The 20828-nt window shown below is 71.5% G+C and carries 19 protein-coding genes and 1 pseudogene; 4 read left to right on the forward strand and 16 right to left on the reverse strand.

The window, feature by feature from the left end; all coding sequences use genetic code 11:
* Together ACJ73U_RS28575 and ACJ73U_RS28580 are read right to left on the reverse strand one after the other, a co-directional pair.
* Nucleotides 1–302 (reverse strand): annotated as a pseudogene (locus ACJ73U_RS28575) (erythromycin esterase family protein); the annotation flags it as partial.
* Complete coding sequence (locus ACJ73U_RS28580; protein WP_407780820.1) at nt 299–1066, reverse strand: MerR family transcriptional regulator; 768 nt, start codon at nt 1064–1066, stop codon at nt 299–301. The gene ACJ73U_RS28580 and the pseudogene ACJ73U_RS28575, both read right to left, overlap by 4 nt.
* 87 nt (nt 1067–1153) lie before the next feature.
* Between ACJ73U_RS28580 and ACJ73U_RS28585 the strand changes: the two genes are divergently transcribed.
* Nucleotides 1154–1975, forward strand: coding sequence for a hypothetical protein (locus ACJ73U_RS28585; RefSeq protein WP_407780821.1), 822 nt, complete (start codon nt 1154–1156; stop codon nt 1973–1975).
* A 414-nt stretch (nt 1976–2389) separates the two neighbouring features.
* Nucleotides 2390–3139: a GH12 family glycosyl hydrolase domain-containing protein gene (locus ACJ73U_RS28590; RefSeq protein ID WP_407780822.1), complete on the forward strand. Its 750-nt coding sequence runs from the start codon at nt 2390–2392 to the stop codon at nt 3137–3139.
* On the opposite strand, the gene ACJ73U_RS28595 is transcribed toward ACJ73U_RS28590, so the two are convergent.
* From ACJ73U_RS28595 to ACJ73U_RS28660, 14 genes are all read right to left on the reverse strand, one after another.
* Nucleotides 3136–3966 carry an NAD(P)H-binding protein gene (locus tag ACJ73U_RS28595; RefSeq protein ID WP_407780823.1) on the reverse strand — a complete coding sequence of 277 codons (831 nt, stop codon included), beginning with the start codon at nt 3964–3966 and terminating at the stop codon, nt 3136–3138. The two genes, ACJ73U_RS28590 and ACJ73U_RS28595, sit on opposite strands and share 4 nt — an antisense overlap.
* Entirely contained in the window at nt 3963–4784 is an 822-nt protein-coding gene (locus ACJ73U_RS28600; RefSeq protein ID WP_407780824.1) for a hypothetical protein, read from the reverse strand. The genes ACJ73U_RS28595 and ACJ73U_RS28600 overlap by 4 nt, the downstream gene beginning before the upstream one ends.
* Complete coding sequence (locus ACJ73U_RS28605) at nt 4784–5701, reverse strand: DMT family transporter (protein WP_407780825.1); 918 nt, start codon at nt 5699–5701, stop codon at nt 4784–4786. Before ACJ73U_RS28605 ends, ACJ73U_RS28600 begins: the two co-directional genes overlap by 1 nt.
* Nucleotides 5701–7068 (reverse strand): TrpB-like pyridoxal phosphate-dependent enzyme, encoded by a 1368-nt coding sequence (locus tag ACJ73U_RS28610; protein ID WP_407780826.1) that lies wholly within the window; start codon nt 7066–7068, stop codon nt 5701–5703. Before ACJ73U_RS28610 ends, ACJ73U_RS28605 begins: the two co-directional genes overlap by 1 nt.
* A gap of 61 nt (nt 7069–7129) precedes the next feature.
* On the reverse strand, nt 7130–7834 hold the full coding sequence (locus ACJ73U_RS28615; protein WP_407780827.1) for a transglutaminase-like domain-containing protein: 705 nt from the start codon (nt 7832–7834) through the stop codon (nt 7130–7132).
* Between the two features lie 13 nt (nt 7835–7847).
* Nucleotides 7848–8990 (reverse strand): acyl-CoA dehydrogenase family protein, encoded by a 1143-nt coding sequence (locus tag ACJ73U_RS28620; RefSeq protein ID WP_407780828.1) that lies wholly within the window; start codon nt 8988–8990, stop codon nt 7848–7850.
* Nucleotides 8991–9013: 23 nt separating this feature from the next.
* Nucleotides 9014–9388, reverse strand: a complete 375-nt coding sequence (locus ACJ73U_RS28625) for an ectoine synthase (RefSeq protein WP_407780829.1) — start codon at nt 9386–9388, stop codon at nt 9014–9016.
* 30 nt (nt 9389–9418) lie between these two features.
* Nucleotides 9419–9664 carry a phosphopantetheine-binding protein gene (locus ACJ73U_RS28630; protein WP_407780830.1) on the reverse strand — a complete coding sequence of 82 codons (246 nt, stop codon included), beginning with the start codon at nt 9662–9664 and terminating at the stop codon, nt 9419–9421.
* A 5-nt stretch (nt 9665–9669) separates the two neighbouring features.
* Nucleotides 9670–11097, reverse strand: a complete 1428-nt coding sequence (locus ACJ73U_RS28635; protein WP_407780831.1) for an AMP-binding protein — start codon at nt 11095–11097, stop codon at nt 9670–9672.
* Nucleotides 11094–11951: a hypothetical protein gene (locus tag ACJ73U_RS28640; protein ID WP_407780832.1), complete on the reverse strand. Its 858-nt coding sequence runs from the start codon at nt 11949–11951 to the stop codon at nt 11094–11096. The genes ACJ73U_RS28635 and ACJ73U_RS28640 overlap by 4 nt, the downstream gene beginning before the upstream one ends.
* 209 nt (nt 11952–12160) lie before the next feature.
* On the reverse strand, nt 12161–15121 hold the full coding sequence (locus tag ACJ73U_RS28645; RefSeq protein ID WP_407780833.1) for a BTAD domain-containing putative transcriptional regulator: 2961 nt from the start codon (nt 15119–15121) through the stop codon (nt 12161–12163).
* A 173-nt stretch (nt 15122–15294) separates the two neighbouring features.
* The gene (locus ACJ73U_RS28650; RefSeq protein ID WP_407780834.1) at nt 15295–15864 is read right to left on the reverse strand and encodes a hypothetical protein; all 570 of its coding nucleotides are present in this window, start codon (nt 15862–15864) and stop codon (nt 15295–15297) included.
* Between the two features lie 32 nt (nt 15865–15896).
* Nucleotides 15897–17120 carry a LuxR C-terminal-related transcriptional regulator gene (locus ACJ73U_RS28655; RefSeq protein WP_407780835.1) on the reverse strand — a complete coding sequence of 408 codons (1224 nt, stop codon included), beginning with the start codon at nt 17118–17120 and terminating at the stop codon, nt 15897–15899.
* Between the two features lie 77 nt (nt 17121–17197).
* The gene (locus tag ACJ73U_RS28660) at nt 17198–18781 is read right to left on the reverse strand and encodes a peroxidase family protein (protein ID WP_407780836.1); all 1584 of its coding nucleotides are present in this window, start codon (nt 18779–18781) and stop codon (nt 17198–17200) included.
* Nucleotides 18782–19261: 480 nt separating this feature from the next.
* Between ACJ73U_RS28660 and ACJ73U_RS28665 the strand changes: the two genes are divergently transcribed.
* The gene (locus ACJ73U_RS28665) at nt 19262–19714 is read left to right on the forward strand and encodes a hypothetical protein (protein ID WP_407780837.1); all 453 of its coding nucleotides are present in this window, start codon (nt 19262–19264) and stop codon (nt 19712–19714) included.
* A gap of 142 nt (nt 19715–19856) precedes the next feature.
* Nucleotides 19857–20801, forward strand: a complete 945-nt coding sequence (locus tag ACJ73U_RS28670) for a zinc-binding dehydrogenase (protein WP_407780838.1) — start codon at nt 19857–19859, stop codon at nt 20799–20801.
* Nucleotides 20802–20828 lie beyond the last annotated feature (27 nt).

Genomic DNA, 20828 nt, shown 5'->3' on the forward strand with positions numbered 1-20828 from the left:
AGCAGCTCGGCCGGGTCGCCGGGGCCGCCGAGCACCCAGTCGTTCACCCGCAGGCCCTCGGCGAAGCCGGACTCCATGACGAACGCGGTGAACCCCAGCTCGGCCACGAGGAACCGGGTCAGCCGGTGGCGGAGCTGGTAGAACTCGTGGATCCGGTGGGTGCTCTCGCCGATGGCCACGACCCGGGCGTCGCCGACGACGTCCCGCAGCGGGGCCAGGTCACCGAAGTCGTCGGTGCCGGCGTCGTCGGGGTCGGGCGTGCGGAGCGCGTGGGCGTGGTCGTGCAGCCACTGCGCGATCATGACCGGGCCTGCCTGACGAGGTCGACGATCGCGACCATGTCGCCGGGCTCCAGCCAGTCGACCCGATCGCTCAGGTACTCGTCGATGCGGGTGCCGTGCTCCTGCCACGCCACCCCGCTGGTGGCCCCGATCTGCTCGTCGACGTGCGGCCGCCCGGTGCGGAACGCCCCGGTGACCCGCTCCCAGCGCGCGGCCAGCTCCCGGACCGCGGGGTCCGCGGGCGGGGTGCCGGTCACCACGTGCCGCTTCAGCTCCCTGACGACCTCGACCCACTCCGACCGCAGCGCGTCCACCGTGTCCGCACCCAGCTCGGCGCGGCGCTCGGCCAGGGCGTCGCGCTGCTCGGCGGAGAGCTGGCCGTACAGCTGGCCGGTCAGCTCCAGCGTGCTCAGGAACCTCGCCGGCGCCGGCATGGTCTCGCCGGCCAGCTGGTCCACCAGCCCCCGTACCCGCGCCCGCACCTCGGCGAGCTGCCTGGCCCTGACCTCCAGGTCCGCGAGCTGTGCCTGGAGCAGGTCACGCAGGGCCGCGAGGTCCTCGGCCCCGCGTGCCAGCACCCGCCCCACCTCGTCCAGCGACAGGCCGAGCTGGGTCAGCGCCCGCACCCGGTACAGCCGGCGCACGTCGTCCCCGGTGTAGCGGCGGTGCCCCGACGCCGTCCGGTCGCTCGCCGAGACCAGGCCGATCTCGTCGTAGTAGTACAGGGTCCGGATCGTGACCCCGCTGGCCTTCGCCAGGTCCCCGATGGTCCAGTGCTCGTTCACACGGCGAACGTAGAACCTCCCGTCGCGGTAGGTTCAAGACCGGCAGGTCTCTGGTCGATCATGTGGGTGTCTGGATACGGTTGCGCTATGGCTGGGCGGGTGTGGACGTGGCTGCTCGACTTCGCGCCGACGCGCGAGGCGATGCGGCGCGAGGTGCGGGTCGCGGTCGACCTGGTCATGGACGAGACCGAGAACGCGCACGCCCGGCTGCGCGAACGGCACCGCGCCGCGCTGGCCAACGCCTCGAGGCAGGCGGACGAGCTGCGGGCGAAGGTCGAGGAGCTGACCGCCGCCAGGGCCGAGTTGCTGGGCGACAACGCCACTCTGCGTGGTCAGGTGGCCGAGCTGGAGGAGGCCGCGCAGCGGGACGTGACGGAGCGTGAGGAGATCACCCAGCTGCTCATGCGTGAACAGGAGGCCGCCGTCCACCGCCAGTGGGAGGGCTCGACGGCCGACGTGTTCTGCTGCCAGTCCTGCTGGGCGTTCTGGGTCCTGAGCACCACGCCCGACAGGCTGACCAGCCAGGTCCGCGGTCCGTACGGCCGGCACGACCCCACGTGCGCGGTGTGCGCGGACCCGGTGGTGGTCCTCCCGGCGGCGAAGAACGTGGTGCTCCGCCGCGGCGCCGAGGACCGCGTCCCCCGTTCGAGCCTCGGTGACGCTCCGCGCACGGATACCGCGGTGGCCAGCGCGGAGCTGTCCGCCATCGCCGACGGCCTGGCCCGGCTGCCGAAGGTCGCGAGCCGCACGGTGGCGTGGATCGCGGCCGACCTGACCGGCGACCCCGAACTCCCGGCGAAGGTCCTGAACGAGATCGCCACCCGCACCACGATGCCGGTGCCGCTCGACGGCATCGTGGCGGGCATCCGGGCCTTCGTCGAGGTCGGCGCCCCGAAGCCGACCCCGTGACGCGCGGCTGGTCCAGCGCCGGCCGCGGCGCGGTACTCGTGACCGCCGACGATCCGGCCGCTGGGCGATGCCCGCGTTCGCCACGACGTCGAGCCCCCCGGCTCGTTCACCAGCTCCTCGACGGCACGCTCGACCGGTGCCGCCGAGCCGACGACGTCACACTGCCCGCCACGGCTCGCCACCTCGGCGAGCAGCGACAGCCAGCGCCCCCCGGGCGCCCTCGCCGGACAGGCGTTCGTGAGCGCGGCGCCGATCCCGGGCCGAGGCCGACGAACAGCCCACCGCTGATCGTGGGCGACCCTCCGCCGGACTGATGTTTGCTCTGGCGGGCTCAATGGGTAACCTCAGGTGAGGTTTTGGGAGCGCTCCCATTACCGAAACTTTCATAGTCCGCCGATTCCCGGGAGTGTCGCAATGAGGCGTCTCGTCCCCACCGCAGTCATCGCCGGCCTGGTGGCCGCCGTGGTCTCCGTGCTCGGGGCCCAACCCGCCAGTGCCGCCACGATCTGTGACAAGTTCGGCTCCACCCGCGTGCAGAACGGCCGCTACATCGTCCAGAACAACGTCTGGGGAGCCGACACGACCCAGTGCATCGAGACCAGCGACAGCGGCTTCCGCGTCACGCAGGCCAACCACAACAAGCCGACCAACGGCGCGCCCGCGTCCTACCCGTCGATCTACTTCGGCTGCCACTACGGCAACTGCAGCACGAACAGCGGGCTGCCGCGGCAGGCCAACACGAGCGCGTTCACGGCCATGCGCACGAGCGTCAGCATGTCCTACCCCGGCTCGGGCACCTTCGACGCCGCCTATGACATCTGGTTCGACCCGACCCCACGCACGGACGGCCAGAACACCGGCGCCGAGATCATGATCTGGCTCAACCGCCAGGGCTCGATCCAGCCCGTCGGCTCCCGCGTCGCGACGGTCAGCATCGCGGGCGGCACCTGGGACGTGTGGTTCGGCAACATCGGCTGGAACGTCGTCTCCTACGTCCGCACGTCGACGACCAACTCGCTGAGCTTCGCCGTCGACGACTACTACCGTGACGCCATCGCCCGCGGCTACGCCCAGCGCGCCTGGTACCTCACGAGCATCCAGGCCGGCTTCGAACCGTGGGTCGGCGGCGCCGGCCTCGCGGTGAACAGCTTCTCGGTCAGCTAGGCGTAGTACTTCGCGAAGTCGAGGGCGCTGTGGGCGGGGCGGCCGGCGAGCCGGGAAACCGTGTCGTGCACGGGGATGACCAGCTCGCCGGTCGCCACGCGCGCCAGCGCCTCGGCCAGGAACGTCGCGTAGTCGGCCGTGAAACCGCGTGCCACCATCAGGTCCACGAACTCGGCCGCCGGCACCGGCGCGTAGGTGACCGGCCGGCCGAGACCTTCCGCCAACGCGGCCGCCACCTCGTGGTGGGTCAGCGCCGCGGGGCCCGTGATCGGCAACGCCCCGGTCGGGCCGTCAGCGGCCAGTGCGGCCACGCCCACGGCGGCCACGTCCCGGGCGTCGACGAACGGGATCCGTCCCTCCCCGGCCGGCAGCCGCAGCTCGCCGGAGTCGACCATGCCCGCGAACGAGCCGTGCGTGAAGTTGTCCAGGAACCAGGTGGGCCGCAGCGACGCAGTGTGCGCCGGCAGCCCGAACAGGGTGTCCTCGGCCAGCCGCAGCGGGCTGTCCGCCTCCGCCTCCGTGACGTCCAGGCTGGACAGCAGCACGACCCGGCCGACACCCGCGGCCGCGACCGCCGACAGCAGTGCCGGCGTCCGTTCCGGCGCACCGGGATGGTTGAACGGGATCAGCACGTACGCCGCGTCACTGCCGGCCGCCGCGGTGGTCCACGTCCGCTCGTCGTCCCAGTCGAACGGCTCCAGCGACCCGTGGGCGGCCGCCCGGCGCCCGGCCGCCCGCACCCGCCAGCCGCGCGAGACGGCGTAGCGGGCGACGTGGCGGCCGGTCTTACCGGTGGCACCGAACACGGTGACGGTGTACTGACTCATGCGGCGGCTTTCTCCCATGACATCGGCAGGTCGAACAGCCTGCCATAGCCCGCGGCCACGGCCGGCACGCCGGCGACCCGCAGGCAGTGCCACAACGCCGCCTGGTTGGACGTCACCACCGGCACCCCGAGGTCCGCCTCCAGTGGCGCCACCGCGTCCGCCGCCAGCAACCCGTTGCCCAGCACGGCGACCCCGTCCGCGTCCGCCGGCAGGAGTGTGCGGACCTGCCGGTACAGTTCGTCCGCCCGCACCTCCTGCTGCCCGTTCGCGTCCCACACCTGCCAGGGCTCCCTGTCGCGCCACGCCGGACCGAGGTCGTAGCGGACCAGCCCCGCCGGCGCGAGGCCCGCGTCCTGGAAGTAGGCAAGCGCGTGGGTGGCGATGAGGTCGTTGAACCACGGCGGTGCCACGAGGAACGGCCGTCGCACACCCGTCGCCGCCAGCGCCGCGCGGACCGCCCCGGCCGCGGTGCCGACCGGGCACCCGTGCGCCTTCTCGCTCGCCGCCGCCGCGAACGCGTCGTCGAAACCGAGGCCGCCGAAGAAGCTGCCGGTGACGAAGCACAGGGTGATCGCGTCCAGGCCGATCCGGCCGAGGTAGTCGAGCCCCTGCGCGATGTCCGGGGACTCGACCACCGTCCGGGCCGGGTCGTCGCCGTAGCTGCCCGACCCGTGCTGGCGGGGGCTCGCGAACCGGGCGGCGTGCACGGTCACCCCGGCCGGTGCCATCGCCTGGAACTCGACCTCCGGCACGGTGTCCTTGTCGATGACGAGGATCCCGATCCGGGCCCGCCAGCCGACCGCGGGTCGGAACGACATCACGCCACCTTCTCGATCGGCTTCAGCGTCGCGACCGGCTTCGCCCCCCAGGACAGGCGGTTCTCGGCGATCGCCAGGCCGACCATCACGGTGGCCACGCCGGCCAGCATGTTCCAGGTGATGCTGTCGCCGAGCAGCGTCGTGCTGGCCACCGCGCCGACCACCGGCACGAGGTAGTTCACCGAGGACGCCGTCGCCGCGCCGAGGTCGGTGATCAGCCGGAAGTACAGCACGTACGCCGCACCGGTGCCGAAGAAGCCGAGCAGCAGCACGCTCACCACGACCGGCCACGAGAACGACGGCGTCGCCCAGCCGAACGCCGGCAGCGTGATCGACTGCAGCACGAGCGCCATGACCACCTGGCCGCAGGCCTGCGCGACCGGCGACAACCCGTGCGGCACCAGGAACTTGCGGATGTAGACGGTCTGCGCGGCGTAGCTGCACGCCGCGCCGATCACGGCCAGCTGCCCGGTCAGCTCACCGGACGCGCCCTGCCACGGCGCCACGATCAGCGCCACGCCAGCGAAACCCAGCACGAACCCGGCGAGCTTGCGGCCGCTCACCCGCTCCGACGGCAGGAACACGGTCACCGCGGCCAGGGTGGCCAGCGGCAGCACCGCGATCAGCATGCCGGCCATCGCCGCGCTCGTGTGCTGCTCGCCGTAACCCAGCAGCAGGAACGGGATCACCATGCCCAGCGCGGAGGAGACCGCCAGGTGGCCCCACACGCGGCCGATCCGCGGCAGGCTGATGCTCCACAGCAGCAGGATCGCGACCAGGAACACCAACCCGAGCCCGAGCCGCCCCAGTACGAGCTGGGTGGGCGTGAGCCCTTCCAGCGCCGCCTTGATGAACGTGTAGCTCGTACCCCAGATCGTGCCCAGCAACAGGAACTGCAGCACGTTCGTGCGACTCATCACTGAACTCCAGGTAGTTCGGGAATGCTGGCCAGACCGACCGCGAGGGACTCCTCGCTCACCGAGTCGTCCGGCAGGGTGCCGGCGGCGAAGCGTTGGTAGGCCCCGAGGTCGAAGTTGCCGTGGCCCGTCAGTCCGAAGAGGATGGTCTTCTCCTCCCCGGTCTCCCGGCAGCGCACGGCCTCGTCGATCGCCGTGCGGATCGCGTGCGTCGCCTCCGGCGCGGCGAGCACGCCCTCGGCACGCAGGAAGAACACGCCGGCCTCGAAGGCCCGCTTCTGCGACTCCGCGACCGCCTCCATGTGCCCCAGCTCGACGACCCAGCTGATCAGCGGCGCGATGCTGTGCGCGCGCAGCCCACCTGCGTGCACCGGCGGCGGCACGAAACCGTTGCCCAGCGTGTGCATCCGCTGCAGCGGGGTCATCCCACCGGAGTCGGAGTGGTCATAGGCGATCTTGCCGCGCGTCAGCGTCGGACACGCGGTCGGCTCGACCGCGATCAACCGGACGTCGCGCCCGCCCGCCAGCTTCTCGCCGAGGAACGGGAACGCGAGGCCCGCCAGGTTGCTGCCGCCGCCGGCACAGCCGATCACGATGTCAGGGTAGTCGTCCAACAGCTCCAGTTGGCGCTTCGCTTCCTGGCCGATTACCGTCTGGTGGAGGCAGACGTGGTTCGCCGCGCTGCCGCGGGTGTAGCCGGCGTCCGGGTTGTCGAACACGACCTGCAGCGCCTCGGACTTCGCGACCGCGAGGCTGCCGGGGTGGTCCGGGAACTGGGCGAGGGTGGCCCGACCCGGGGCGGTCTCGTTGCTGGGGCTGGGAATGCACTCCGAGCCGAACGTCTCCATCATGGTCTTGCGGTGCGGCTTCTGCTCCGCGGACACCCGCACCTGGAAGACCTTGGCCTTCATGTCGAACAGCGACGCGGCGAAGGCGATGGCGGCACCCCACTGGCCCGCGCCGGTGTCGGCGACGACCGTGCTCCTGCCGGCCTGCTTGTTGTAGTACACCTGCGGCACCGAGCTGTTCGGCTTGAAGCTGCCGGTCGGGGCGTCGCCCTCGTACTTGTAGTAGATGCGGGCGGGCGTGTTCAGCTCGCGTTCCAGCCGGCGGGCCCGGAACAGCGGGGTCGGCCGCCACTGCGCGTAGATCTGCCGGACGTCCTCCGGGATCGCGATCTCCCGCTCCCTGCTGAACTCCTGCTCGACGAGCGCCGGCGCGGTCGTGCGCATCATGTCTTCCGGCGTGATCGGCCGGCCCGTCTCCTTGTTGATCGCCGGCGCCATCGGGGGCAGGTCGGCGGCGATGTTGTACCAGGTGCGCGGCAGCTCGTTCTGCGGCAGCTGGTAGCGGATCTGCTCGGTCATGACGTCTCCTCGTTGGTGCCGGTGCGCCGCGGCGTCTGGTGGTTCGCTCCGCAAGCTCCGCTCACCGCGGACCTCCCGCGGCGAGCAGCGCGCGCTGGTCGGCGGACTCCTCTTCCAGGGAACCGGTCGCGGTCTTCGTGTTGCTGGCGAACAGCTTCGGGTGGTGGGTCTGGAAACCACCGATCACGAGGTCGTACGGGAAGTCGTCGAACTCGCCGTGCCAGCGCACGAACTCCATGTGCTGGCGGCCTTCCTCGTCGTAGGGGTGGTAGACCGCGTCGGAGTGGCCGTCGAAGTCGAGCGGCCGGATCTTGTAGAGCCTGCACAGCGTCTTGGTGAACACCGGGGTCGCCTTGAGCCAGCGGCCGTTGAGGTAGACCTGGGTGAGGCTGTGGAACCGGAACAGGTCGCCGCCGACCAGCTCGCGCAGCCGCGGCGAGGCGAGGTGGTTGCGGACGTCGCCGTAGGTGACGCGGCTGGGGATGCCGATCGCGCGCAGGGTGGCGGCGTAGACGAGCGCCTTGTGGATGCAGAAGCCGAAGCCGCGCTCGATGATCGCGCTCGCCTTCATGCCCGCCCGGGACAGGTCGTTGCCGTACACCTCGTACCGCAGCCCGTCGCGCACCGCGTAGTACAGCCTGACGGCGTCGCCGACCGGGTCGCGCTCGGTTCCCTCGAGGGTCTTCGCGACGAACGCCCGCACGGTCTCGGACTCGTGGTCCAGGAACTCCGTGGGGTTGAGGAGATCGGCCAGGTTCTCGGACACGTTCGGTCCTTTCCTAGTGAGTGGGGAGTTTGAGCATCGCCGCGATGCGGCTGCGCTGGATGTCGGACGTGCCCGAGTAGATGGTGCCGCCGACCGCGTTGCGGACGTCCTTCTCGAGGCCGTACTCGGCCATGTAACCGTTGCCGCCGAAGACGTTCACGGCCGCGATGGCCGTCGACAGGTTGGCCTCGCTCGCGACCAGCTTCGCGATGGCGAGGTCCGTGGTGATCGTCTCGCCGCGCTGGAGCTTCTCCGCGGTGTCGTACAACCACTTCCGGGCGGTCTCGGTCGCGATCTTCATGTCGACGATCCGGTTCTGCACGGACTGGTTGGCGCCGATGGGCCGGCCGAACTGGTGGCGTTCGCCCGCGTACTCGACGCAGCGGTCGACGCGATGGGCCATCTCGCCGACGTTCACGACGAAGGAGAGCAGGATCTCCCACTTCATCACGTGGTCGAGGATGAGGAAACCCATGCCGCGCCGGCCGATCACGTGGCTGTCCGGCACGAAGCAGTCGTCGAGGAACACCTCGGCCATGGGGGAGGTCTTCATGCCCATCTTGGCGATGGGCCGCCCGACCGACAGGCCCGGCGAGTCGGCCGGCACCAGGAACGTGGTGATGCCCAGCGGCCCTCCGTTCGGGTCGGTGCGGGCGTAGACGACGATCAGGTCCGCGATGGGCGCGTTGGAGATGAACGTCTTGCTGCCGGAGAGGACCCAGCCGCCGTCGGTCTTCGTCGCGGTGGTCCGCATCGCGAGCGCGTCGGAGCCGCTGCCCGGCTCGCTGATCGCGTGGGCACCGATCAGCGAGCCGTCGCAGACAGCCGGCAGGTACTTCTCCTTCAGTTCCTTCGACCCGAAACGGGCCAGCGGCACGCCGGTGCTCACGATGTGGGTCGTCGTGGAGAAGAGCAACCCGCCGTCCCGGCAGCCCTGGCCGAGTCCTTCCAGCACGAACATCGTGGTGACCAGGTCCTGCCCGAGCCCGCCCCACTCCTCCGGGAAGGGCAGGCCGAGGACGCCCGAACCGCGCAGCAGTTTCCACGCGTCGTGGGAGAACTCGCCCCGCGCGTCGCGTTCGATGTGGCCTTCGTTGATCGCCTCGCAGAAGGGCGCGATGCCGTCGCGCAGTTCCCGCTGCTCTTCGGTGAACATGGTCACCACCGTCGTTTCCTTTCTCAGTAGGCCGATGAGCGGGCCTCGTCGAGGGAGTGCGTCTCGTCGCCGCGCAGTGCCGGGGTGAACATGCAGATGAGCCGCAGGTCGGTGTGCGGGGCGGCGATCAGGAAGTGCGCGTCGTGCTTGTCGAGCGCGTACATGACCCCCGGGGTGATCCGGTGGGAGTTGCCGGCCATGTCGACGACCTCGCCCTCACCCTCGACGCAGTAGCAGGCCTCGAGGTGGTTGCGGTACTCCAGCCGCGACTTGGTGCCCGCGTTGACGATGGTGTCGGTGAGGGTGTAACCCATACCGTCGGCCGCGGTCAGGAACCGGCGGGAAAGACCGTTGCCCCACTCGACGGTCTTCGCCTCTGCGATGCTGCGGACAATCATCTCGGTACTCCTTCTCCTGTGGTGATCCCGTTATGACTTCGCCGACGCGACGAGGGCGTCGATGTTCTCGACCGTGCGGAAGTTGTCCGGGGACAGGTCGAGGTCCTCGATGGAGACGTTGAACTCGTCCGCGATCCAGTCCACGACCCGCAGCAGCGCGAGGCTGTCGATGACGCCGTTCTTCAGCAGGTCGTAGTCGGGGGCGAGGTCGGTCTCCTCGACGTCCGGCAGGAACTCCCGGACGATGTACTTCGTGATCGTGTTCGTGTTCGACATGTAGGTCACCTTTTCTGCGAGTTGACGAGGAACTGCCGGTCGACCTTTCCGGTCGAGGTCCGTGGCAACGGTTCTGGTCCGATGTAGAGGGTCGAGGGGATCGCGGCGGACGGCAGCCTCTCCGCGAGGTACCTGCGCAGCACGAGGCTGTTGAGCTTGCTGCCGTCGCGGCGGCGGACCACCGCGTGCAGCCGGCGGCCCGCGTGCACGTCCGGCACGGCCACCGCGGCGGCCTCGACCACGCCCTCGGCGGCGAGCAGCACCTCCTCGACGTGCTGCAGGTACACCTGCTGGCCGCGCACCTTCACCCGGAAGTCCGCGCGTCCCTCCAGGAAGTACTCGCCGGACTCGGTGCGGCGCACCAGGTCCCCGCTGCGGAAGTACCGTTCCTGGCCGGCCAGGACGGGGTGCGGACCGAACGCGCCCGCCGGGTTGCCGTGGTACCCCGGCGACTGGAACGGCGTGCGCACGACCAGCTCGCCGACCCCGGGCCCGGTCAGGACCTCGCCGTCCGCCACGAGGTCCGCGTGCACGCCCGGCAGCGGCTCGCCGAGGGGGAGCGCCTCCCGCTGCTCGTCGCCCGGCGCCAGCTCGTACCGGAAGCTGTCGTTGGTCTCGGTGCAGCCGTAGATGTTGTGGAAGCGGGCGTGGGGGAACAACGCGTCGAGCGGGGGCAGCCGGTGGGGGTTCATGGTGTCCCCGGTGAAGATCACGTGCGCGACCGCCGGCAGCGTGTGCGTGCTCCCGGCCGCCTCCGTGAGGAGCTGGTAGAACAGCGGCACCGCCTGCACCACGTGCGGTCGCGTGTCCTCCAGGAACGCGAGCAGCGTGTCGCAGTCCGCGGCGATCTCGGGGTCGACGAGCACGACGCAGCCGCCGTGCCGCAGCGTCGCCCAGATCTCGAACAGGCACAGGTCGAAGTTGAGCGGCGCGTAGTTGAGCACCCGCCGGCCCGGGCCGACGTCGAACTCGTCGTGCACCCACCGCGTGAACCGCTCGATGCCCTGGGCGGTCAGGGGAACGAGCTTCGGCACCCCCGTCGAGCCGGAGGTCGTGAGCATGAACGGGATGTCCACTTCGGACGGTTCGAGGTCACCGGTCGGGTGGTGGTCCAGCCCGGCCTCGTCGACGACCGCAGCGGCGCCGGCCAGCTCGAACAGCGTGTCCAGCGTGTCGTTCGGCAGGGTGGGGGAGGGGAGCACGACCGTCCGGCCGGCGGCGAGGCAGCCGAGCACGAACGTCACCGCCTGGACGGACTTCTTCGCCCGCACGCCGACCGGACCGGCGGGGAGGTCCGCGACACCGGCCGCGGCGGCCCGCATGCCCGTCGCCAGCTCGCGGTAGGTGACCACCGTGTCCTGCCAGATCAGGGCGGGTGCGTCCGACTGGGTCCGGGCGTGCCCGTCAACCGCGCCGGCATTGGTTACCGTCATGACCACGCGCCTCCTTGGTAGTCCTCGGTCGTTGCCGGCGCGCCGGCCGGCACGCCGAGTCCGTGCCGCAGCGCGGCCTGGTAGAGCTGGTGGGTGAGCCACACGCCGCCGCTGGCGACGCCGAGCAGGTCGACGAGCAGGACGTCGTCGTTGGTCTCGCGACCGGGGTGCGTGCCGGCGAGGACCTGACCGAGGTCCGCGGCCGGCGGCGCGCCGCCGGGCAGGAGCCGCCGGTCGTCCACGAAGACCTGGTCGACGGGTGGGTCGAGCAGCACCGACCGTCCGGTCGCGTTGATGACCACCGCACCGGTCGGCGGCCGCCAGCCGGCCCGCGGCTGCGGTCCGGCGAGCACGACGAGGTTCGCGCCGAACACGGCGTCCGCCCCGCACTCGGCGACGGTGAGCCCGATCCCGGCGCCGTCGAGCTGCTCGGCGAGCGCGCCCGGCACCCGGGTCGGGCCGTGGACCGCGACGTGGCTGACGCCGGGGACGTGCGTGGCGAGTGCCGTGATGGACAGTCGCGCGGCGAGCCCCGAACCGAGCACCGACACCGTGACCACCCGCGGTGAGACGAACGCGCGGGCGGCGGCCGCGGTCAGCGCCGCGCCCCGGACCGCCTTCAGGCTCTCGGCGGAGATGAGGAGCCCGCAGTCGCTGCGCTCGCCGTAGAGCAGGACGAGGTCGTCGCCGACGTCGCCGTGCAACCGCCACCCGCCGAGGCGACGCGTGCTCAGGGCCGGGCAGCTGGCGGCCACTTCCTGCCACAGCAGCTCGTCGACCACGGCACGCGGCACGTCCGAGCCGGCGAGCGCCTCGGGCAGCTCGTGGGCACGCAGTCGCAGCACGCTACTCATGGGGAAGTCCTCGGTGATCGCCGTTCTCATCGACGAGACAAACGATGCGGGGACCCGCTTTCGATCGGCTTCTCAAACGTTTCTGGCGCCTACTGGTCCTCCTTTCCAACGAATTTAAAACCTAATATATAGATGTCCGATAATTTTGCGGATCGGGCGGGGCACCGGAGCACCGGGGGCGCCGTGGGCACAACAGCGGAGAAGGGGGATCAGGCTGCTTTGTGCGCCGTCGAGGCCGCGTCGTCGGCAAGCGGCGCCGCGAGCGGGGCCGGGGACCCGGCGAGCCGAGCGCGTGCGTCCACGAGGAGGGCCGCCGTCTTCTCCTCCCACGCCGCCGACCTCAGCTCCACGAACAGCCCCCGCGCGGCCTCGAGGTGCCGCAGCGCCGCCCGCAAGTCGCCGCGGCCGAGGCCGATCTCGCCCAGCTTGTGGTGGGCCTTCGCCTCCACCATGCGTTCGTGGACGTGTTCGGCCAGCTCCAGCGCGTGGGCCAACGTGGTCGCCGCGTTGGCGCAGCGGCCTTCCCGCTGCCGCAGGACGCCCAGTGCGTACAGCGCGTGCGTCTCGCCGATCCTGTCGCTCACCGCCCGGACGATCCGGAGCACCGAGTGCAGGGCCTCCCGCGCCCGGTCGAACTCGCCGGCCGTCAGGTGCAGCTCGGCGAGCGTGTGGACGGCCTGTGCCTCGGCCCGGCGGCAGCCCACGTCGCGGCAGATGGTCAGCGCCTCGTCCAGCAGGGCGCGGGCTCGTTCGACGTCCCCGGTGTCGAGCCAGTGCCTGGCCTGGTTGCGGAGGATGTGCGCCTCACCGATCCGGTCGCCCGCCGCGCGCATCGTCGCCAGCGCGACGTCGTACTTGACCAGCATCGCGTCGTGGCGGCCGCGGAGGCCGTCGACGTGTGCGGCGTTGCGCAGGGCGAGCGCGCCGCCGTGTCCGTTGCCCGCCCTGGTGAAGGCGTCCACCGCGTCGGCGAAGCACTGGTCGGCCTCGCCGAGCCGCGACTGGAACATGCACCACGTCCCCATCGAGTACCGCATGGCGCCGACGCCGTTGTGGTCGCTGGCCCGCGCGGACACGTCGTGGGCGAGCAGCGTCACCGCCTTCCAGTCGTCGAAGTAGCCCTTGACCTCGAACAGGGTGACGCAGGTGAGCGCCAGGTCCCAGCACTGCGCGACGAACCCGGTCCGCGCCGCCTGCCGCACGGCCGCGACCAGCGCCACGCGCTCGGCGTCCCACCACGCGAGGGCGGCGCCGACGTAGGTGGCCGGGTCGGCGTCGGGCGGCTGCCAGCGCGGCGCGGTGCTGTGGACGACCGTGTAGTCGCCGCCGTACTCGGCGCGGTGCGCCGCGTCGACCAGTGCCAGCCAGGCGCCGAACACCCGCCGCAGGCCCGCGTCCCGTTCGAACGGGGTGGTCGGCAGCTCCTTGGCGTACACGCGGACCAGGTCGTGCAGCCGGTACCGCACGCGCCGCGCCTGCGGGTACTCGACGGCGTCGACCAGCCGCGCGTCGACCAGGCTCTCCAGGACGTCCTCGGCGTCGGCGAGGCCGGTGTCGAGCAGGGCGGCGGCCGTCCACGCGTCCAGCTCCGGCGTGTCGACCAGCGCGAGCAGCCGGAACAGCCGCCGCGCGTCCTGGCTCAGGTTCTCGCAGGTCACCGCGATGCTCGAGCGCAGGGTCCAGCTGCGGTGGGACAGCTCGTCGAGCCGGCGGCCCTCGTCGCGGAGGCGGTCCACGAGTCCGCCGATGCGCCAGTTGGGCCGGGACGCCAGCCGCGCCCCGCCGATCCGCAACGCGAGCGGCAGCCCCTCGCACAGGCCGACCAGCTCGGTGGCGTCGGCCTCCTCGGCCCGCACCCGGCGGTCGCCGATGATGCGGTTGAGCAGCGCGAGCGCGGTCGCGGTGTCCAGCGGGTCGAGGTCGACGTGGTACGCGCCGGGCAGGCTGCCGAGCCGGACCCGGCTGGTGGTGAGCACGGCGCACCCGGGGCTCCCGGGCAGCAGCGGCAGCGCCTGCTCCTCGGCCGGCACGTCGTCGAGCACGACGAGGACCCGCTTGCCGGCGAGCGTGCTGCGGTACAGCGCGGCCCGTTCGTCGACGGTCTCGGGCACCGCCCGCCCGGCGATGCCCAGCGCGCGGAGGAAACGCGCGAGCTGGTCGGCCGGGTCGCCGTCGCGCAGGTCCGCGTAGAGCTGACCGTCGGGGAAGTGCTCGGCGACCTCGTGCGCGACCCGGACGGCGAGGCTCGACTTGCCGACCCCACCCCGCCCCGACACCGCGACGACCGGCACCGCGTACCCGGCGGCCCGCCGGGTGAGGATGCCGACGATGCCCGCGATCTCGGCCTCCCGCCCGGTGAAGTCCGCGATGCTGGCGGGCATCTGCTTGGGCACGGCGGTCACCGGGGGCTGGACCGGGACGTCGGGGCTGAGCGCGGGGTCCCGGTTGAGGATGGCCCGCTCCAGCGCACGCAGCTCCTGCCCGGGTTCGACCCCGATCTCCTCGATGAGGACCTCGCGTGCGTGCCGGTAGGCGGTGAGCGCCTCGGCCGGCCGGCCCGACCGGTACAGCGCCATCATCAGCAGCTCGTGCAGCCGCTCCCGCAGCGGGTGCTCGGTGACGAGGTCGTGCAGCTCGGACACCAGCTGCTGGTGCCGCCCGAGCTGGAGGTCCAGGCGGATCCGCTCCTCGATGGCGGTGAGCCGCCGCTCGTCAAGGGCGGTCGCGCCGCGCTGGAGCAGCTCGCTGTCGAGCCCCGCGAGCGCCGGCCCGCGCCAGAGTGCGAGCGCGGTCTGCAACCCGGCCACGGCCTCGGCGACCCGCCCGTCCGCGGCGGCGCGCTCGGCGGTGGCGACGAGCTGGGTGAACCGCGCCGTGTCGACGTCCTCGGCGCCCAGCTCGAGCCGGTAGCCGGGCGAGACGGTCCGGATGGCACCCGGGTGCCCGGCCACGGCGAGCACCTTGCGCAGCAAGGAGATGCAGACCTGGACCTGCCCGCGCGCCGTCTCCGGCGGTTCGTCCCCCCACACGGCGGCGATGATCGCGTCGATGGAGGTCACCCGCCCGGCGTTGAGCCCGAGCATCGCGAGCACCGTCCGCTGCCGAGGCCCACCGAGATCCAACGACCGCCCACCGACGACGACCTCGACCGGCCCGAGAAGCCGTAGCACGTGCGCCACCCCACCCCCGAGTAGACTGGTTGGCCCTGGCCGCCGGTCACACGACACGACGAAGGACCGCACCCCAGTGTGGGCATGAACGCCCCTCTGGATCATCGGTTCCGGCGCACGGCCACGAGAAGTGTGTTGTGCCGATAGCAAGGGGCGAGTTACCCCGCGGTGGGTCAGAGATCGGAAGCCCGCTCGAAGGCACGGTGCAACGCGACGATGACGACCGCGCCGAGCGACCAACCCGCACCGGCCCCGGCGAGCAGCGGCCATGTGGTGGGGGTGAGCCACCAGCGGTAGGCCGCGGCACAGGCGCCGGCGACGAGCGCGAGCACGGCGACTCCTTCGAACGCCAGTCTCGTGGGCTGTGTGAGGTTCCACCCGGTGACGCTGAACCAGCCGCGGCTCACGGGCGTGGAGAGCTCGGTTCTGCGCCACACCTCCCACTGGAGGTGGCCGGACAGCCTGGCCGCCAGTGAGTCGCGCAGGTAGCGGCGGATCAGCTTGACGTGGAAGTCGTGCAGGATGTACCGGCTGCCGAGCAGGTACGAGGACAGGGGGATGAGGAGGAGCAGGGCCAGGTTGCCGGCCGCGGAGATCGCCACGCCGGCGATCGCGCCGGCCGAGGCGAGCTGCAGTGCGAAGACGTTCCACTGCACGGTCGTCCGCCGCTCGATCTCGGTGCGCAGTGCCGTGTACTCGGCCAGCATGATCTGTGTACCGGCACCCGTCTCGGGTTGTGTCATAGGCATGTTGTGGCAGCCGAGCGGGTGCGTGTCTACGGTTGTGGCGCGAACGGTGCCAGCTCCAGCAGGCCGAGCGCGTGCGCGGCCACCAGTGCGCCGGAGCGGTTGCGGGCGCCCAGCTTCCGGTACAGCCGGGACTGCGTGTTCTCCACGGTCTTCGCCGCGATGCCCAGGGCGCGGGCGGTTTGTCGAACCGTGTTGCCGTCCGCGATGAGGCGGAGGATGTCCAGCTCGCGGGAGGTCAGCTCGGGCAGTCCGGCGGCCGGGGTCTGCAGCGCGTCGAGCACCCCGCGGGCCGCGTCGGCGTCGACCGTGACGTAGCCGTGGGCGGCCAGCGTGCACGCGGGCACCAGCTCGGTCCCGATGCGTTCGGCGGTCAGCACGGCGCAGGCGCCACGCAGGAGCGCCGTGAGCACCTCCGACCGCGACGGCGGCTCGGTGCGCACCAGCACCACCGGGCGGCCGGCCTGCGGCCAGTCGCCCGGCGACGGGTCCACCAGCACCACGAGGGACTCCGCGGCCGCCATGTCCGGGCTCACCGCCTGCCCGCCGGCCAGCTGGGGGGCCGTGAGGGGCTGGCGGGCCGGGCCGGTGCCGCGCAGCAGGACGGGCAGCATGGCGCCGGGGCAGGCGTCGGCGAGCAGGTGGTGGGGCTGGCGTGCGACGATGCCCAGCGCGGTCGCCCGCGCCATCGCCTGGCCCTGGCTGCCGACCTCCAGCTTGCGGTAGATGCGTCGCTTGGTGTTGGCGACCGCCGAGGTGCTGACCTCCAGCAGCTGCGCGATCTGGTGGACCGTGTGCCCGGCGCCGACGAGTGTGATGATCTGCTTCTCCAGCTCGGTGAAGCCGTCGTGGACCGCCCCGGACTCCTGGGCGGCGTTGAGGTACCGGCGCAGCACCACCAGCAGCGCGTCCAGGCCGTGCGAGCAGGGGAGCAGCGTGTCGACCCCGACCCGGCACAGGTCACCGAGGTCGGCGCCGGACAGCCGTTCGTAGACCACCACGACCGTGGTCAGCGCGGCGCAGTCCCGCAGCCAGGACATGTCGGTGTGCCCCGACCCGACGTCGACGAGCGCCACGTCCGGCTGGCGCAGCCGGCACAGCGCCACCAGGTCCTCGAGCCTGCTGACGTGCCCGACGACCGCGTATTCCGGCTGCGTGCGCAACCACGCCGTCAGCGCGTCGCGGAACATCCGGCGCTCGGACCGGATGACCACGCGCAGGCTGTGCTGCTGATCTGCTGGCGCCGTTGCCACGGGACCTCCGCATCCTTGGGAGCGCTCCCAACCCTTCCATCGGCACAGCGAGGGTACACGTTACAGCGATCGAGCGACTACTGTCCGCGATTGTCGGGATCGACGCGGGCGAACGTCAGCAGGTCGACCATCCGGAAGTCGCCCACCGACCCGGTCCGCCTGGGCAGCGTCGGCGTCCAGGACGGGTTGGTCGCGAGGTAGGAGGTCGGGTCGAGCTGCAGCAGGCCGATGAACACCTCGGCGACGATTCGCGCGCCGACCCCGGCCAGCCGCGCCCCACCGGCCAGCACCTCGGCCTCCTTGAGGGTGTAGTACCAGAGCGGCGTGGAGCTGGGCAGGCCGTGCCCGAACTGCTGCAGCTCGGGGAAGTCCTGTGCCTGCAGGACCTGCGTGAGGCCGAGGGCCCTCGCGATGTCCTGGCCGGAGGGGAGCGACCAGGTGATGTGCCGCAGCAGGTTGCGCTGGGCCAGCGAGGTCGGCGGGTCCGCGGACGGGATGGTCGCCAGCGGCAGGTCGAACAGCGGGGTGGAGATGTTGGTGTCGATCCGCTTGTTGTGCCGCAGGTCCGCGGTGAAGGCGCCGCCGAAGTCGAAGAACGTCTGCCAGCCGATGAACCTGCGTGGCGCCCGTGCCCCGCCGCGCAGGTCCACCGGGTCGGCCTGGCCCTGCCCGGCCGGGTCGAAGACCATGCCGAAGAACGCCGGTGCGCCGGTCGCCGGGTTCCCGCCCGGGTCGCCACGCAGGTTCGCGCGGTAGGACGGGCGGACCATGCTGTGGCCGAACCGGTAGGTGGCGCCCTGGAACTCCACCGGGATGAACTGCTGGCCGGCCGCGGGCCGGTAGACGCGGCGGCCGTTCCGCAGCACGTCGTCCACGAGTGCCTGCCCGACGAACAGCGGCAGGAACTCGTGCAGCACCAGCCACTGGTAGTGCCAGCGGACGAGCCGCTGCGCGGCCGCGAACACGTTCGTCTGGCCCTGGGCGCGCAGCAGGTCCACGACCCGGTTGTGGAACAGCAGGAACGCCGCGTGCAGGCCGGCGAGCATGAGGTTCTCGTCGTTGCGCCGGTCGGCGAGGATGGCCGAACCGTTGGCGTTGCGCGGCAGGTCCTCGAACAGGCCGCCGTCGCCCACCAGGAGCTTGTCGCGGTCGGCGGAGTCGTACAGCTGCGGGCTGCCGGTCGGGCCGGCGCCGTACACCGAGTCGAGGTCGAACCCGGGGGTGCGGGTGTTGGGTGCCCGCAGCGGGTCGAGTGGCACGCCGAGCTGCGAGGTCTCGTCGAAGGTCAGGTCGTGGTCGAGGAACTGGCCCATGAACGTGGTGCCCGCGGTGTGGGTGGTGTTGTCCGGGTTGTTCGCGCTCAGGTTCGGGTCGGCGATCAGCTGAACGGGACCGGCGGACAGCTGGTCCTGGGCGTCGAGGATGCCGCCGCGCTGGCCCATGGCCATGAGGGCCGACTTCAGCGACGACGCGTTCAGGTCGGCGAAGGGCTGCAGCGAGAAGATGCGGCCGAAGGTGTCGGACGCGCGCACGGACCCGCCGGCCGCCTCGGTGATGACCGAGGCGAGCGCCTCGGCGGGGCGGAGGGTGGCGACGGCGGCGCCCGCGCCTATTCCGCCGAGAAAACGCCTGCGGCTGAGTCCAGTGGATTTGCTGGCCATTGCGACCCCCGACGTCGTAGCGGAAACTTTTGGGAAAAGCTTTGCCGAGAATGTGAATCGTGTCAGTGGTTTGTCGGTCACGGCAACGTGGCGGTCAACCCGGCGACCACCATCGCGGCGCGTTTGCGGCGACTCAATACTGGGCTTGCCGAAACGAGGGGTCAACGAAATGCGCGTGCGGGTATCCCCTGGGGGTTGCGGCCCGCCGCGGCGGCCGCGTTGCGTGACCGAAACTTCCACTCCACTGTGTGGGCAGCTGGCCGGTCCGACGGCGGTTGGCGATCTTGCATGCACGTGTAGCACCTGTTGGGAAGGCGTTGCTGGACAAATTCCAAACACCGATGTGTTCCGGTGTGTGAATTGTCTATCCCCTGGGGGTATGGCGACATTCGGACACGTCGTGTCAAGGTGGTTGAGCTGTCAAGTTCGCATTTTGCGGGTATGCGGGCTTTCTTTCCCTCGGTGAGGAGGAGATGTTCCGTGAGTACCCTCCCGTCCGCGCTGCGAAAGTATCGAACCGTCGAGGAGCAGTTCGGCAACGAGTTGCGCAGAATCAGCCTGCCGCTCCTGCGCGGTGCGTTCGGCGTGGTTTTCTTCTGGTTCGGCGCGCTCAAGGTCATCGGTGTGTCGCCGGTCAGCGACTTCGTGGCCGGCACGCTGCCCTGGTTCGACCGCGCGTGGCTGATCCCCGCCATCGGCCTGTTCGAGATGGCCATCGGGATCGGGATGTTCGTCGGGCGCGGCATTTTCCTGGTGTGCGCGGTGCTCGTCGCGCATCTGGCCGGCACGTTCCTGTCGCTGGTCATGCAGTCCGGTGTCACCTTCCAGCACGGCGATCCGCTGCTGCTCGCGTCCGCGGGCGAGTTCGTCGTGAAGAACCTGGTGTTCATCGCCGCCGCGCTGGTCCTCGCGGCCCGGTTCGACCAGCGGTGACGAGGTAGCCGGCCCGAGGCGGCGCGGGAGTTCCCGGTCCGCTGCCTCGGGCCGGCCCGTACCGGTACCACCGGCTTCCCCTTACTCTGGGGGAGGTCGGGAGTGGATCACCCTCGTCGACGGTGAGCACGGGAGGTTCGGCGTGTGGGCGTTGCGGCAACCCGCCCCGTACGAGTTCGAGCGGATCGAGGTGCCCGACCCGGACCCGGCGGACCTGCCGCCGGGCAGGGTCCTGGTGCGCTTCCGGCTCGGCGGCATCTGCGGCAGCGACCTGCCCCCGTTCGCCGGCGTGCGTGACGTCGGCTTCCCGCACACCGGCACGGTCGGCGCGCCACTGCACGAGATCGTCGGCGACGTGGTGGCCTCCGCGGACGACCGGCTGCGCCGGGGGGAGCGGGTGGTCGGCAAGGTCTCGACGTCCGACGGCCTGCGCGAGGTGGTCGTGGCACGAGCCGAACTGCTGCACCCGCTCGCCGACGCACTGTCCGATGGCGAGGCGATCGTCGCGCAGCCACTGGCGACCGTGCTGTGTGCGCTGGACCGGGTGGGGGCGCTGCCCGGCCGGCGGGCGGCGGTGCTGGGCCTGGGTCCCATCGGGATGCTGTTCGGCGCGGCGTTGAAGGAACGCGGCTACCACGTGACCGGCGTGGACCGGGTGGACCGCACCGCCGTGGCGGCGGTGTTCGGCATCGACGAGCCGGTCGTCGCCCAGACGCGCGAGTGGGCCGCGGGGCTGTCGGACGACCGCCCGGACCTGGTGGTCGACGCGATCGGCCACAGCCAGGACGTGCTCGCCGACTGCGTCGAGGCGGCGCGGACGCACGGGGAGGTCTACGTGTTCGGCCTGCCGGAGGAACACTACGTGCTGCCGATGCGCCGATTCTTCGACAAGATGCTGGTCCTGCGTGCCGGCGCCACCACGAACTGGCCGGCCCACCTCGCCGCCGCGGAACGGTTCCTCCTCGACCACCGCGACCTGGCCGCCGCGTACGTCACCGACACCTACCCGATGGCGGAGGCGAAGGAGGCGTACCTGTCGGCGCTGCGCCCGGCCGTCGGCCGCCTCAAGATCGCGCTCGTGCCGTAGCGGCCCGGCGTGGTGACCGCTCGCCGA

The sequence above is a fragment of the Actinophytocola sp. genome (assembly GCF_045807065.1).
Taxonomy (GTDB): Bacteria; Actinomycetota; Actinomycetes; order Mycobacteriales; family Pseudonocardiaceae; genus Actinophytocola.

What these genes read in the sequence shown, in the direction of transcription:
- ACJ73U_RS28620 (WP_407780828.1), bottom strand. Translation starts at nt 8,990, where the DNA reads ATGTTCACCGAAGAGCAGCGGGAACTGCGCGACGGCATCGCGCCCTTC.
- ACJ73U_RS28630 (WP_407780830.1), bottom strand. Translation starts at nt 9,664, where the DNA reads ATGTCGAACACGAACACGATCACGAAGTACATCGTCCGGGAGTTCCTG.
- ACJ73U_RS28610 (WP_407780826.1), bottom strand. Translation starts at nt 7,068, where the DNA reads ATGACCGAGCAGATCCGCTACCAGCTGCCGCAGAACGAGCTGCCGCGC.
- ACJ73U_RS28635 (WP_407780831.1), bottom strand. Translation starts at nt 11,097, where the DNA reads ATGACGGTAACCAATGCCGGCGCGGTTGACGGGCACGCCCGGACCCAG.
- ACJ73U_RS28590 (WP_407780822.1), top strand. Translation starts at nt 2,390, where the DNA reads ATGAGGCGTCTCGTCCCCACCGCAGTCATCGCCGGCCTGGTGGCCGCC.
- ACJ73U_RS28640 (WP_407780832.1), bottom strand. Translation starts at nt 11,951, where the DNA reads ATGAGTAGCGTGCTGCGACTGCGTGCCCACGAGCTGCCCGAGGCGCTC.
- ACJ73U_RS28650 (WP_407780834.1), bottom strand. Translation starts at nt 15,864, where the DNA reads ATGACACAACCCGAGACGGGTGCCGGTACACAGATCATGCTGGCCGAG.
- ACJ73U_RS28660 (WP_407780836.1), bottom strand. Translation starts at nt 18,781, where the DNA reads ATGGCCAGCAAATCCACTGGACTCAGCCGCAGGCGTTTTCTCGGCGGA.
- ACJ73U_RS28595 (WP_407780823.1), bottom strand. Translation starts at nt 3,966, where the DNA reads ATGAGTCAGTACACCGTCACCGTGTTCGGTGCCACCGGTAAGACCGGC.
- ACJ73U_RS28600 (WP_407780824.1), bottom strand. Translation starts at nt 4,784, where the DNA reads ATGTCGTTCCGACCCGCGGTCGGCTGGCGGGCCCGGATCGGGATCCTC.
- ACJ73U_RS28625 (WP_407780829.1), bottom strand. Translation starts at nt 9,388, where the DNA reads ATGATTGTCCGCAGCATCGCAGAGGCGAAGACCGTCGAGTGGGGCAAC.
- ACJ73U_RS28585 (WP_407780821.1), top strand. Translation starts at nt 1,154, where the DNA reads ATGGCTGGGCGGGTGTGGACGTGGCTGCTCGACTTCGCGCCGACGCGC.
- ACJ73U_RS28605 (WP_407780825.1), bottom strand. Translation starts at nt 5,701, where the DNA reads ATGAGTCGCACGAACGTGCTGCAGTTCCTGTTGCTGGGCACGATCTGG.